We start from the raw sequence: 14,140 nt of genomic DNA, 5'->3' as shown, positions 1-14,140 counted from the left end.
CTGTTCTACTCGTTTAAATACCCGAATGAAAAGGGGAGAAAACATCTTTTCAGGAATAACCTTAATGTTGAGGGGTTTTCTTTATAAAAAACGCCATTATAAAGCTAACAAACGCTATAACCGTTGCCACAATAAAAGCATTGTTTACTCCTTGTATCATAGATTCACTTTGCCCAGCTGAAGCAGACGCAGTCATAACAGAAACGAGAATTGCCGTTCCAATTGACCCAGACACTTGCCTCATTGTATTGTTCATTGCAGTTCCATGGGGAATAAGTTCTCTTGGTAATACATTTAATCCTGCAGTCGTTACTGGCATTAATACAAGGGATAATCCGAACATTCTCACCGCGTAGACAATGGTTAGATACGTTAACGATGTGTCCACCGTTAAATTTGTATAAAATAACGAAGACAAGAAAATGAACGTTAAGCCGATAATCGCCAAAGTCCTTGCACCAAATTTATCGAAAATTCTCCCCGTTATTGGCGACATCATTCCCATCAGCACAGCTCCAGGTAAAATGGTTAACCCCGTCTCAAAGGCAGAATAGCCTTGCATGTTTTGCATATAAATTGGCAAGATTGTAGCCGGTCCCACGAGAGATACAAATACAAGCATCCCCATCACCGTTGTTAATGTAAAAACTGGATACGTAAACACACGAAACTCTAAAATTGGGTGACTAAGCTTTAATTGACGGGTCACAAAGAGATAAAGTGTGACGATCCCTATCAGTAAAGGCACATAAACAAGAGGGCTCCCCCAGCTTGCTTGCCCTGCATTTGAAAATGCAAATAATAAACCACCGAAACCAAATGTTGAAAGGATGATGGACTGAAGATCTAGCTTAGGGTGACGCAACGTTGTGACGTTTCGCATGACAAAGATCGCCGCAACAATATCAATGACAACAATTGGCATAAGAATCCAAAATAAAATACTCCAGTGATACGATTCTACTAGCCAACCAGATAAGGTAGGTCCAATCGCAGGCGCAAATGAAATAACAAGCCCAACCATGCCCATCGCCTGTCCACGCCGCTCTTTCGGGAAAATGAGAAGAAAAACAGTTTGCATAAGGGGCATCATAATCCCTGCACCTGAAGCTTGAATGATTCGACCTACAAGTAACATACTGAAATTGGGCGAGATCGCACAAAGCAGTGTTCCTAAACCAAATAGCGTCATCGCTGTCAAAAAAAGTGATCGAGCTTTAAATTTTTCAATTAAAAAAGCCGTTATAGGGATCATAATCCCATTAACTAGCATAAAAATCGTAGTTACCCACTGTGCTGCATTTTCATTAATGTCTAAATCAGACATTAAATGTGGTAATGCTGTTGTTAACAAAGTTTGATTTAATATTGCCACAAACGCTCCAATTAACAATACAGCAACTAATGGTTTCTTATTAAATGGAGGCAGTTCCTCTTTTTCCTCACTCATTGCATAACCTTCTTTTCGCCATCTATGTATGTTCCATATTATAGCGATGTGCTTTTTCACCTGTCAAAATCGATGCCTAGTTTAATCGATGAAAAGCGCCTCGAATGGGTTTCGAGACGCTTTCTTAAACGAGTTTAAACGACTTCTTCGTTTAGCTCTTTTATAATCTCATGTGATTTTAATTTAGCCAAGTTACGCTTTGATATTTTAGGATCGTGGGTTGACAATTGTTTAGCAAATTCACTTGTTTGATCAGGAGAACCAACTAAATGCAGTGTTGACCATTGCTTTTGCTTTGATTCTTTTTCAATTTTTTGAGCAATTTTTTTAAACCATCGCTGTTGATTCGCATCAAATCGATCAGCATACTGCTCACGGTGTAGTGCAGCTCCTGTCTCACCTTGCGGCCTTGCCCCAACATACTCTTTCCAATCCTCAGACTCAACATCCCAACTATATTGCTTTTCTTCGATTACTTCACCAAGACTCGTTTCAACCGTATGTACATCGGTTTTTTTAATCATGACGATTCCTGATAAAGGATACTTCTCTTCTAATGTTTCAAGTTGATCAATAACAGGGTGCTTTTCCCACCGAAATTCATTCTCCACTGGGACTTGTAACTTCTGCAAGTGTACATCACCATTAGACGAACCAATGAAAACAAGGCTTTTTGGCATATTGGTTGATAACGCCAAAATCTGTTGCTCAGCCTCTTTTTTCAGTTTTTTAAATGCCTGAAACTCGGTTTGATTATCACTAACCTCTAAATATTCTTCAAGCTTCTTTAGCCCATTCTTGAGGCGAATTTTCCATTCTCCTTTTTGTTGATCCGTGCTTGTTTTACCAGTCTGCAAATAGATTGTTAAACAGCCGTTCTCACATTGAATTTGCTTAAAGCGTTCCAAATGTTTTGCTAGTGACAATGTACACCCTCCTTATTATTGTGCTTTCGCTGTTAACTTCACTTGAATATTTCCTCTAGTGGCTTTAGAATACGGGCAAAATTGATGTGCCTGTTCTACTAATTCTTCAGCTTCTTCTTGTGAAACACCATTAATTTCGACGACTAATTCCGCTCCAATTTGGAATCCATTGTCTGATGGGTCTTTCACAAGAGACACATGCGCCGTTGTTTTTGACTCAATCTCTTTTTTTGCGTTAGCTGCCATTAAATTCAATGCCCCATCAAAACAGGAAGCATAACCTGCCGCAAATAACTGCTCTGGATTTGTGCCTTCCTTCTTTGAACCTGGTTTAACCAAGTTCAAGTCAAGAAATTGGTCATCTGAAGTCACTTGACCTTCTCTTCCACCTTGTGCAGTTGCATGTGATGTATAAACGATATCTGCCATAATGAAAACACACTCCTCTATAAAAACTTCGTACACTGACTGTATAGACGTTTTATCTATGAAGTAAACATGAAAAGTGGTTTTATTTTTTTACAGTGAGGAATACTACGTGTAGCTCATAAAAAGGAAGTGTTACTTATGGATAAATCGAAAGTGAAACAACAAATGTTAGCTGTAATGGAAGATCATAAGATTGGTTCTTTATCAACCGTGAAAGAAAATCGCCCCCATTCTCGTTACATGACGTTTTATCACAAAGACTTCACGCTGTATACACCAACGGATATCGACACGTATAAGGCTAAAGAAGTCGAAGAAAACCCGCATGTACACGTTCTCCTTGGTTATACAGGTGAGGGCTATGATGACGCATTTATCGAATTTCAAGGAACAGCTACTATTCGGGACGATCAAGAAACGAAAAACGAATTTTGGCATGACACCCTTACCCATTATTTTGACAGTGCCACAGACCCTTCATATATTTTGCTAGAATTAAAACCAAAAACCATTCGCCTTATGAATAAAGGTGACCACACACCTTACGAGATTTCGTTTGATTGAGTTTATTCATTAAGATAGAAAAAAGACCAGTTACCGAATTAGTAACTGGCTTTTTTTTATTATGCTTTCTCCGGATAAATTTCCTTATAGATAAGCGTTGTTGATGCTGGTTTTTCTTCTTGCATATGGTAACTCTTTTGGACGAGTGCTATGATGTCTTCTACTTCTTCTCGGTTCGCATAGAGCGTAACGAGGGTATCATCGACTTCAACGCGATCCCCAATTTTTTTCTTCAGCTTCAACCCAACAGCAAGGTCGATTTGATCCTCTTTTGTAGCTCGACCTGCGCCTAATTGCATAGCAGCAACGCCAATTTTGTCTGTGGCAATTTCGTGTACATAGCCTGCTTCTACTGCGGGAACATCAATTTGATAGCGAGCTTGTGGGAATAACGTTTCATCGTCAATTACAGCTGGGTTTCCACCCTGACTTTCAATAAAGACTTTCATCATTTCGATTGCTTTTCCATTTTCAATCACTTCTTCTAGCTGTTTGCGTGCCTCTTCCACACTGCTAGCCTTTTCCGCCAAGAAAACCATGTGGCTACCTAGGACGAGACACAGCTCAAGAACGTCCTCGGGTCCCTTTCCTTTTAAAACGTCGATCGCTTCTTGAATTTCAATAGCATTTCCAACGCCTTCACCTAAAGGTTGATTCATGTCTGAAATAACCGCCATCGTTTTCCGTCCAACGTTTGCACCGATATTAACCATTGCTTTAGCAAGCCCTGTTGAATCATCAAGAGACTTCATAAATGCTCCAGAACCTGTTTTCACATCGAGCACAATGGCATCTGAACCAGAAGCGATTTTTTTACTCATAATGGAACTTGCGATGAGCGCCATTGAGTTAACGGTTCCAGTCACATCTCGTAAGCCATATAGTTGTTTATCCGCTGGTGTTAAATTACCTGTTTGTCCAGCAACAGCTAAGCCTTTTGTTTGAACTTGATGTAAAAAGTCTTTCGTCTCAATGTCACATGAGAATCCTGGAATTGCCTCTAATTTATCAATGGTTCCTCCTGTATGGCCTAGCCCTCGACCTGACATTTTTGCAACAGGTACGCCAGCAGCTGCCACTAATGGAACGAGCGCTATCGTTGTCTTATCTCCAACACCACCTGTTGAATGCTTGTCCACTTTAATCCCATCAATTGCTGTTAAATCTATTTGGTCACCTGATTCAGCCATAGCCAACGTAAGTTCGGCACGCTCATGTTGGTCCATATCTTGAAAATAAATGGCCATAGCCAAAGCCGATACTTGATAATCCGGAATGCGATTTGCAGTATATTCACCAATAAACCAGCGAATTTCTTCTTTTGTTAAGCTTAAGCCGTCTCTTTTTTTCTCAATAATGTCAACCATTCTCATTGTTTTTCCTCCTCTGTGATTACAAATTCTTTGATGTAAGCTCGTTTAAAAAGCTTTTACCGTATTCTGGAGCCGTTACATTAAAATTCTCAGCAATGGTTGCGCCAATATCCGCAAATGTCTCACGATGACCTAAATGAACCGGTTCCAATGTTTTACCGTAAGCAAGTAGAGGGACAAGCTCTCTTGTATGATCTGTGCCTGTATGAGTCGGGTCGTTTCCATGATCGGCCGTGATTATTAATAAATCGTCATCGTTTAACTTTGGCAAAAGCTCTTTAAGTTGTGCATCAAATTCATTTAACGATTGACCGTACCCTACTACATCACGACGATGACCAAACAGTGCATCAAAATCAACTAAATTCAAGAAGCAAAGACCCGTGAATGCTTCATCCATTTGTTTAATCAATTTATTCATTCCATCTTCATTTGAAACCGTTCGAATGGAAGCCGTTACCCCTTCTCCATCATAAATGTCAGAGATTTTCCCTAATGCAATCGAATCAAGACCTGCATCTTCAAGCGCATTCATAACCGTCTTGCCAAAAGGTTTTAACGCATAGTCATGACGATTCGACGTTCGCTTCCAACCAGAGGCATCGCCTACAAACGGACGCGCAATAATGCGTCCGACCATATATTTTGGATCAAGGGTCAGCTCACGTGCTATTTCACAAATACGATAAAGCTCGTCCACTGGAACAATGTCCTCATGGGCTGCGATTTGTAGAACCGAATCAGCAGAAGTGTAAACAATTAATTTCCCTGTTTTAACGTGCTCGCTTCCTAGTTCATCAAGAATTTCTGTACCTGATGCTACTTTATTACCAATGATGCCACGACCTGTTTTTTCCTCTAAAGCTTGTAGTAAGTCCTCAGGGAATCCGTCTGGAAAAACGCGAAATGGCTCATCAATCCGAAGACCCATAATTTCCCAATGTCCCGTCATCGTATCTTTTCCTACTGACGCTTCTTGCATGATGCCGTAGCTCGCACTTGGATTCGCAACGGCCTCAATTCCTTTAAGTGGTGCGATTTTCCCAATACCTAGTTTTTCTAGCTCTGGAATATGCAATGCGTCATACTGTTTAGCAATGGAGCCAAGGGTATTTGTTCCTTTATCTCCAAATGCCTCTGCATCTGGTGCTTCACCAATTCCTACAGAGTCCATTACAATAACAACGACTCGTTTAAATGCTTGTGTCACGTTTGTTTCCTCCTCAATCTTTGTAAGAACATGCTGCTTATGCGCGCGGATGGTGTTTTAAGTATACATCTTTCATACGCGTCTTCGTCACGTGGGTGTAAATCTGTGTTGTAGAAATATCAGCGTGCCCAAGCATTTCCTGAACAGAACGCAAATCAGCCCCATTTTCCAGTAAATGCGTAGCAAAAGAATGGCGCAACGTATGTGGACTAAAGCTTTTTTTTATATTTACGTGTGTCGCACGCTGTTTTAAGATTTTCCAAAACCCTTGTCTTGTTAAAGGCTTCCCATAGTGATTCACAAAAAGGTAGGCATGGCGCTGCTTTTTAAGCAATTGTTGCCTTCCACTTTCTAAGTACGCCGTTAACGCTTTTGACGCTTTTGACCCTAAGGGAACAATTCGTTCTTTATTCCCTTTCCCAATGACCCGTAAAAAGCCCATTGCTAAGTGGACGTGATCCAATTCTAATGACGTTAATTCGGTTACACGCAAACCTGAAGCATAGAGCAATTCAAGCATCGCTGTATTTCGAAGCTCTAAGGGGACGCTCCCTACCGTTTGATGTTGCAATAAGAGCTCGACTTCATCTGCACTTAAAAAGTCAGGTAAGCGTTTTTCTTTTTTCGGTGATTCAATTAAAGAAGAAGGGTCACTCGAAGTAAATTGTTCCCTATATAAGAAACCATGCAGTGAGCGAACCGATGTGAGAATTCGTGCCAATGTTGCAGCTGATTTATCTTGTAGCTTTAGCTCGTACAAAAACGATTGAATCGTGTGGTGCGTGACATCTGTAAACGCCTCCACATTCTCTTTTTGCAAATAGTGGACATACTGCTTTAAATCTCTTCCATACGATTCTAGTGTATTAGGCGATAAACCTTTTTCAACTTTAATAAAATGGACAAATTGATTAACATCATTTTGCAAACCCATGTTGTACTCCTTACTTCTTATTCGCCATCTAGTAAAAACAACGTTAACCGCTGCAGCAAACTCCTATCTTCGTCACTGGCAACGGATGACGCTTTTAATGCATTTCCTTCTGGCACGTCATAACGATGGAGATCACTTAATTCATCCGTCACCCATAGAATACCATAGTAGAAGATCGCTGTGCATGCAACAAACAAAATTACCGCTTTCATTGTATGAAAGAGAATTTTCATTCTATTCCCTCGCTCTCTTTATTCACTCTATCTTCTACACTATGCCAAGTTCATGCAAGTCTATACATGAAAGAGCGATTATCCTTGTTTTTCTGTCACTAGCTGCCATTGGCATTTGGAAAAGATAAAAACCACCCGTTCGTATTGATAAAAACAGATGGTTTCAATTTGCTCCTATGATTAGTGAAAGAATAGGTTGATTAATGATAGAGCGTTTGTTTTTGGTAGGCAACTAGTTTTTGCTTATCTTCTTTTAATACGGCAAACGGATGGTGACCAAACCATTCAAGAGAAGCATGAAATGAGCTAAAATCATGGTTTGAAAGGAACTGGTGATAATCAATTTGTCCTGTAAACAAACTTGTCATTCCTTGTCTTGATGCAGAAGCATTAAATACGTTTTCAGGATGGAACACGTGTAAATGCCCACGATCGACTACGTTTTTCAGATGAAGATGCTCAACAAATGGTTGGAGCTGTACAAATGCTTCGTCAAGATTAGCGCCACTTTCCCAAGCGTGAAGCACATCAAAATTCACTCTTAGCGAAGGATGATCCACTTCAGACAGCAGCTGCAATGTAGAAGAAACCGTATCACAAAGGGTTCGCGGATGAATTTCAACAAGTATTAACTTATTTTTTTCTGCTGCCATCCTACACACATCTCTAAGTTGGTTAATGAGGTGTAGTCGTTCCTCCTTTCGAATCATTTCACTTCCTAATTCCCCAGCGAATACTCGAACTTTTGATGCGTTCCAACGATCGGCAAGTTGAAGCACATTTTTGGCGGCAATATGGTTTTTTGCCCGTTCGTCATGTAACGGTAAGTAGTCGCTTAACATCGATACTGTTAAACCATATGATTCTAGCCATTCCCCATTTACATGTGCATGTGGTTTCAAATGACGTGCATGGTTACCCCAAAGCTCAATCCCATCAAAGCCCTGTCCTGTAGCCCATTGTGCAATGTGTTCAATGGACTGCAAACCATGTCGAAACGAAATGGTACAAACAGAAACGTTCACATTCACTCCTCCTTAACCTTCGTGCAGAATAAGTGGCTCTCTTTGTAAAAGCCATTCGTCAAAATAAAAAACCAATTGTTCTTTCAATTTCCGTTCTCGTTCATTTTGACGTTCAAGTTGGTCGCACAATTGCTCATAGTCCACCTCTTTTTTCGTTTTCGCCACTTTCATCGCCTGATACTGAACGATTTTAAAGCCCTTCTCTAACGTCTCGATGTCATCACACCACTGCTCAAACGTATCTTCGCTAAACTGGAGTGCCTTCCAAAAGAACGCAAAAGCATGTTCATAAGCATATTTCCGAATAGCTAAAACGGGTAATTGTTTCATTACAAGTCCAAGCTCATTAAGTCGATGGCGCTGACTTCCTGACCAGAACGTTTCTACGAGTGATTGAAGTGTTTCTGTTAAAGGGTTTTCACGTTCTTTCATACAGGTTCGGAAATACGCTTTTATCGTGTCATCTGAAGGGGGCTGAATTGTGTTGCCATTAAACCGATAGCCTCCCCCCACATCAGGGGAACGCACTGCATTGAGAATCTGAACCTTTTCCATTTCCCCTTCCCAACGAAAATCAGGATCATACATCATCCATACGTCTTTATCCTTTGTTTTTTCAAGCATGACATAATGAGGAAAAGGCGCATGATGAAATTTGTTTTCTCGTTCAGGAAGTAACGCAAGATCAAGCATAACAATGACATGTGTATCGTCATCTTTTTCCTCAATTAAATGAACAAGGTGCTCTACATTTTCTTCTTTACTAGCTGTGTTTTTATACCATTCATTTAATCTAATGCCATAAAGGGTTTCATACCAGTTTTTAAAGAAAGAGTGATCAACGTTTTTTTCATGGTACGTCAGGCGATCATTTTCATCTAGGAAAAAATCCGCATCCCATACACCAAAATAATAAGGACGGTGGTCAATTCCATTTTTCTTTAACACTTCACACACGCAACTAACAAAGCAATGCACTTTAATCATGGATAGCTGTTGTCTCTTCCTGACGTTGAATAAACTGAGCTAAGCGATCAACCGTCTCAAATATGGCCGGATCAATATACTCATCGGGGATAGCGATAGCATATTCTGTTTCGAGCTGTAATAAAATGTGTAGGATCATGACTGAATCAATGGCTAAATCTTCATTCAGCCTCGCGTGGTGATGAAATGCATCTATTGTCTGTAAAGCTAAATCTTCTTTAATAATCGTGTAAAGAATGGTTACAGCGTGCTCATACGTCATACGTAAACATCTCCAATCTGTTTTCTATTCACTTTTCCATTTGCTCCTTTTTGAATCTTTTCGACAAAATCGAATTCTTTTGGTATTTGATAGACCGCAAGATAAGATGCACACCATTCTCGAAGAGCACCTATGGCTAAACCTGTCCCTACAACTTGGGCACAAACCCGTTCGCCTGATAAGGAATCTCTTCTTTTATAGACAACAACGTCTTCTACGCCTTGATGTTGGCGTAATACCTGTTCAACCTCGTGCGGTAACACGTTGATTCCGGCTACGTTAATAACATCGTCTACTCGTTCAACAAAGTACAAATGACCGTCTTTTCCGAAATAACCAAGATCACCTGTATTACAGTCTTCTACTGCTTTTTCAACGTATATAGCCGCTGGGTTCGTTATTACACCCGCTTTAACATGATGATGTGTTAAAGGCTTCCCTAAATCGTTCGGTTCACTTATGGATGTCGCAATACTAATACAGCCTACTTCTGAACAGCCGTATTGCTGCATTACAAACGTGCTCGCTTTTTTTATTTCTTGAAACCATTGATCAGGAAGCCGCGTCCCTGACGTCATTACTCCATGCAATTTTTCATCAGTTCGCTTCGCTAAATAATGAAGTAATGGCGGAGAGGCATACAGCACATGTTTTGGGTAATCTTTCGTCTTGCTTAAGACATAATTTGGATTCTGTGCCGTCACCACTACAACCGTTTTTCCTTGATCAATCCCCGCCATTACACCACTAATTAAACCGTAGGAATGCGTTATAGGGCAGGCAACAATGACTGTATTTACGTCAATTGAATGCCACATGTCACGGTAAGCACGTAATTCATCATCTATAGAAGCCCAGCTACGTACAATTCGTTTTGGTTGGCCTGTCGTTCCTGAACTGAATTGAATCATGCCCGGTTCGCTAATTGATTCGGCTTGATTTAATGTGAGTGGTGATTCAAAAGACTGATAAAACAAGTAAAAACAACCCGCTTCATTAGCAATTCTTTTTGCTGCCTCAACTGGTGTGGATGGATGGATCGGTACAATACTCGCTTGTTTTTCTTTTATATAATAGAGAAGCATTACCCACTTCCCTAAGTCCTCTGGACATACGGCGATTCGCCACCTATCCGCTTTTCGCCAAATGGGGTGGTCATTGAGCTGCTGTGTAAAACGGTCAAAGTCTTTCGCAGTGTAAAATTGATCGTTAATGATAAGCATAAATACCCTCCAATTGAATCGCATTTTTAATTAAATGCCTGCTCTCTTTCTCCCCAGTCCACTTCTTTCTAAAAAGTGATTCTGTTGTCATGACTTCTTTATGAAGATGTAGAGCGTGGATTCGCTCATTCTCTTTATCTTCTCTCTGCACATAGCGCGATAATGATTGATTAACAAGGTTCCAAAATGTCTCCTCTTCAAAATCAAGCTCACACTCCAACTGCCATGACAATTCGGCTAGATGATAGACAAATAATGTATCGACCACAAGTTCCCGTAGCGCTTCTGGAGAAGACATCCAATAATAGTCGTCAGTTGCGCCTTCTTTAAAGATTGAATGGATTTCGTGGAAATTAGGTATCGCTTCTTTCTTTTTTACATAAGGTTCGTAATATTCCAAACTATCATGAAAGTCTCTTAAGAGCACGCCAATCGGCCAGTTCGTATCCGAGAGAATCAGAATCATGTTTTGCCCATGAGCTTCTACCGCAATGCCGTGTGCCAAACAGAGGTGAACAACAGGAACAACGGCTACTTCAATAAATTGCTTTACCCAAGCTTCTATCCCAAAATCCTTAAGGAAAAGAGCTACAAATAAAGAACCGTCTTTTTCTTTCAGAGAAAGTGCATTTAATGGGATAGCGCGCTCACCTCTCTGTAACTGACTTTGAACCGATTCTCGAAAAATCACATTGATATTCCCCGCTATCCATGGATAGCGACTCGGCTCATAAGAAGCCCCAGCATACTCTTTTAACAAACGAACATCATGTTTTTTATGTAGATAAGGATCTTGTTCCACCACTTCATGAAGCCATCGGGATAAATCTGGAGCAGCTGCAACACTTTCTGGCTGAACCGTTCGCAATGAAGAAGTATTGATCATTCGCAAAGGCAATTTTAACTGTGCTTGAAGCGGGTTGTCTTTGTTCATCACCGTCCGAATTGATTGTGATGCATTATAACGATCACCAAAAGTACCAAGATAAAGAACATCTTTTGTTTCAATCGCTTCTTTCAACTCGTTGCTTTGTATGGCATTCCATTGCCATGGATGTACTGGGAGTACACGATAGTCATATAACTGCCCCCCTGACTGACACAAGGCCACTACAACTTTCTTCCATGTGCCATAGCCGAATTCTTTCTGAAGAAAACTATGCTCTTCTTCTGGATAATACGTGTTCACGTCTTCCTTTTTGACTCCTAACCATACAAGTGAAAAATCCGCTCCTGCTTCATTTCCGTACGCTCGGTGGTCTTTAAGCGAAAATCCTGTTCTTGCTTTAAAACAAGGATGATAAGGATGACCTTCTCCTATAGCCCCTTCCAACTGTTCATATGTAAACAATCGTCTTGATTTAGCCATTCTTATGTTTTGCTCATTCCACTCTGATAATAAGACTGTTTGCGATAATTCTGCATAAAGGGCTTGGCTTTGTTCAACTGATAATGCTGCATCTTCTACAATATCTTCTATTCTAGGAAACGTTTGAGTGCCAGCTTGGACAGACATAAGCGGCATACCGTGTAATCTTATTCGATCAAAGGCGGAACGTTTTCCAAGACATCGGTAAACATGCTTTTCCCCTCTAATCAAAAAGAACGTCCAGCCGTTTTGTGACGGTATTTCGTTATAAGGTAACAAATGCTCGTACAAAATGGCTTCAAAACATTGCCGAATGACACGTTGTTCCGCCCTACTTGGTAGATTAGATGGTTTTTGCATGTTGCACCTCCAGACTCGTCATTGCTTGAAACGGATTCTGCACTTTAACATAGACGGCTTGTTCTAGTTCTTCTGCCAATTCATCCACATCATGAAAACGAGTAAGTAAATTTGCTTTGAAAGCAAGCTCTGTTTTTACAAGTAAATCGTTAATAAATAAACGTCCAGCACCAGAACATTTCCGACTACAATGCTTCAATGCCTCTTTTAACACCTTTAAAAGTTGCTTTTCACACATTAAGCCATCTGCGCCAAATCGGTGGATAACAGCAAAGGCTTGATTCATCATTAAGTAATACGTAAATCGATTTTGAATAACATCATCGTCATAAAATAACCCTTCTGTTTTTTGCAATTCTGGTACTAGCGCAGTTAACTTTTGTCTGTATGATTCTGCTAAGTAGTAGCCTTGATTGTCGCGGTAATAATACATTGTTGGGTAGCCATTTTGTACATCAAGTAAACTATTTTGCTGATGGGCTTCAAGGGCAATTCCAAGTTCATCGTAAAGCGAAATGAGTGGAACAATAGCACTTTCCACATAAGTTCGAAACCATTTCTCACTTATCATGCGGAGAGAAGATCGCTCCTGTTGGGCAAGTTCTTTAATAATTGTTGCTACTTTTGAATCACTTCCCGGTAAAGGATCTTGAACAAGCGCCGCAATCGTCGTAACACCCCTACCACCATTTTGAAAAGGATTAGAGCGAACAATTGTTTCAAATCCTGATTCTTTCACTCCTGGCAGACGAACGGTAAGGTAAGCCGGATCATCAATGAATTGACATGTCTTACTTTTCCATCTTGCTCTTTGTAGTACTTTTCCAACAATAAGACCAGCCCGTAGTTCATGCCGCTTGTTCACTCTAAGGGAGTTGGTTACCTTTACTGGTATAGAAAACTTAAACATCCAATTACTTTCTTCATTAAATACCGTTCGCAATGAAGAAGTAGCTGTATACCATTTACCACAAGGGCCTTTGTCTTGAATAAGCCCTGTTTCCATCGCTTTTCGAATATGAGGCTGTTCTAATAAAAATTGCGCTTGTAACGGATGCATCGGAAAAGGAAACCATTTTTCATCAATCATTTGCAAGTCTGTTTCTTCATATACGATGTCCCATACACTTTTGTCTAACATGGACTCATGTTGCAAAATCGTATGATGCACATAAAAGTAATATAGCTGAAACTGCCCTTTTAATTCAGGTGCATAGGCAGCATGTTGCCAGTAAGCCATCCCTTGTCGACTTTTTGGCGTTGGATGGAGCCAGTGGCCAAATAAAAGTGACTGCTCCGCATCGATAAACGTTTGCCTTGGATCATGAATAGCTTCATCTGTTGCTAGCCGTTCTTCTAGATATGTACACATGGAGTGATAACTTTCAAGCATGCGAACAAGGCATTCATCAAAACAAGACCGTTTAGCGTCCCCATTATGAAGTGCTTGTAAATGAAGCTCTTGTATAAGAAGGATTAAAACAGATAGTGGTTCTTCTTGATGCCACCCTGTTTCGCGATTTCCCTTCAATATTATTCCAAACGAGTGGCGCCCTACAAAAGAGCGATACAACATTTCAATCCGTAAACTAGTGTGCTGGTGCGGAAGATTAATTTCTAGCATCTGTTCCGTTTGTAGTTTCGTCTTGTGCCGCGATTGACCATTTATTGAAACCGGCAAAAGCTCACCACTTAACGTTTCCTTTATGTAACTGTTTAAAAAGGCTTGTAAAGAGGCGTTTTCAGCGATACGTTTTGCAGAATGCTGCATGAATCTTTCCTTCCTCTCATAATT

14 protein-coding genes are annotated in these 14,140 nt (G+C 40.4%); 1 reads left to right on the top strand and 13 read right to left on the bottom strand.

Going from position 1 to position 14,140, the window contains the following annotated elements; genetic code table 11:
* Positions 1-61 precede the first annotated feature (61 nt).
* The 3 genes from FPV17_RS09420 to FPV17_RS09410 all read right to left on the bottom strand — a co-directional run bounded on the left by FPV17_RS09420 (position 62) and on the right by FPV17_RS09410 (position 2,805).
* Positions 62-1,450, bottom strand: coding sequence for an MDR family MFS transporter (locus FPV17_RS09420; RefSeq protein ID WP_144558821.1), 1,389 nt, complete (start codon positions 1,448-1,450; stop codon positions 62-64).
* Positions 1,451-1,584: 134 nt separating this feature from the next.
* Positions 1,585-2,376 carry a VLRF1 family aeRF1-type release factor gene (locus FPV17_RS09415; protein ID WP_186370771.1) on the bottom strand — a complete coding sequence of 264 codons (792 nt, stop codon included), beginning with the start codon at positions 2,374-2,376 and terminating at the stop codon, positions 1,585-1,587.
* A gap of 15 nt (positions 2,377-2,391) precedes the next feature.
* Entirely contained in the window at positions 2,392-2,805 is a 414-nt protein-coding gene (locus FPV17_RS09410) for an organic hydroperoxide resistance protein (RefSeq protein ID WP_035394057.1), read from the bottom strand.
* Between the two features lie 138 nt (positions 2,806-2,943).
* Here FPV17_RS09410 and FPV17_RS09405 point away from each other — a divergent pair, with 138 nt between their 5' ends.
* Positions 2,944-3,369: a pyridoxamine 5'-phosphate oxidase family protein gene (locus FPV17_RS09405; protein WP_035394060.1), complete on the top strand. Its 426-nt coding sequence runs from the start codon at positions 2,944-2,946 to the stop codon at positions 3,367-3,369.
* Positions 3,370-3,428: 59 nt separating this feature from the next.
* Here the strand turns inward: FPV17_RS09405 and FPV17_RS09400 are convergent, their stop codons facing one another.
* The 10 genes from FPV17_RS09400 to FPV17_RS09355 all read right to left on the bottom strand — a co-directional run bounded on the left by FPV17_RS09400 (position 3,429) and on the right by FPV17_RS09355 (position 14,116).
* The gene (locus tag FPV17_RS09400) at positions 3,429-4,742 is read right to left on the bottom strand and encodes a pyrimidine-nucleoside phosphorylase (protein ID WP_144558820.1); all 1,314 of its coding nucleotides are present in this window, start codon (positions 4,740-4,742) and stop codon (positions 3,429-3,431) included.
* A gap of 19 nt (positions 4,743-4,761) precedes the next feature.
* A complete protein-coding gene (deoB, locus tag FPV17_RS09395; protein WP_035394062.1) occupies positions 4,762-5,952 on the bottom strand; it encodes a phosphopentomutase in 1,191 nt (396 codons plus the stop codon).
* A 37-nt stretch (positions 5,953-5,989) separates the two neighbouring features.
* Positions 5,990-6,880: a site-specific tyrosine recombinase XerD gene (xerD, locus tag FPV17_RS09390; protein ID WP_144560452.1), complete on the bottom strand. Its 891-nt coding sequence runs from the start codon at positions 6,878-6,880 to the stop codon at positions 5,990-5,992.
* Between the two features lie 23 nt (positions 6,881-6,903).
* Entirely contained in the window at positions 6,904-7,119 is a 216-nt protein-coding gene (locus FPV17_RS09385) for a DUF4227 family protein (protein WP_035394064.1), read from the bottom strand.
* Between the two features lie 200 nt (positions 7,120-7,319).
* The gene (locus tag FPV17_RS09380) at positions 7,320-8,144 is read right to left on the bottom strand and encodes a sugar phosphate isomerase/epimerase family protein (RefSeq protein WP_186370770.1); all 825 of its coding nucleotides are present in this window, start codon (positions 8,142-8,144) and stop codon (positions 7,320-7,322) included.
* A 12-nt stretch (positions 8,145-8,156) separates the two neighbouring features.
* Positions 8,157-9,131, bottom strand: coding sequence for a DUF6005 family protein (locus FPV17_RS09375; RefSeq protein WP_144558818.1), 975 nt, complete (start codon positions 9,129-9,131; stop codon positions 8,157-8,159).
* Complete coding sequence (locus FPV17_RS09370) at positions 9,124-9,393, bottom strand: phosphopantetheine-binding protein (RefSeq protein ID WP_035394067.1); 270 nt, start codon at positions 9,391-9,393, stop codon at positions 9,124-9,126. The genes FPV17_RS09375 and FPV17_RS09370 overlap by 8 nt, the downstream gene beginning before the upstream one ends.
* Positions 9,390-10,616: an AMP-binding protein gene (locus FPV17_RS09365; RefSeq protein ID WP_186370769.1), complete on the bottom strand. Its 1,227-nt coding sequence runs from the start codon at positions 10,614-10,616 to the stop codon at positions 9,390-9,392. The genes FPV17_RS09370 and FPV17_RS09365 overlap by 4 nt, the downstream gene beginning before the upstream one ends.
* Positions 10,603-12,345, bottom strand: coding sequence for an IucA/IucC family protein (locus FPV17_RS09360; RefSeq protein ID WP_144558816.1), 1,743 nt, complete (start codon positions 12,343-12,345; stop codon positions 10,603-10,605). Before FPV17_RS09360 ends, FPV17_RS09365 begins: the two co-directional genes overlap by 14 nt.
* On the bottom strand, positions 12,329-14,116 hold the full coding sequence (locus tag FPV17_RS09355) for an IucA/IucC family protein (RefSeq protein ID WP_144558815.1): 1,788 nt from the start codon (positions 14,114-14,116) through the stop codon (positions 12,329-12,331). The genes FPV17_RS09360 and FPV17_RS09355 overlap by 17 nt, the downstream gene beginning before the upstream one ends.
* Positions 14,117-14,140 lie beyond the last annotated feature (24 nt).

Origin of the sequence: Shouchella miscanthi, assembly GCF_007725405.1 — a bacterium.
GTDB classification, from domain to species: Bacteria; Bacillota; Bacilli; order Bacillales; family Bacillaceae_D; genus Shouchella; species Shouchella hunanensis.
This window is presented reverse-complemented; position numbering and strand designations above follow the sequence as displayed.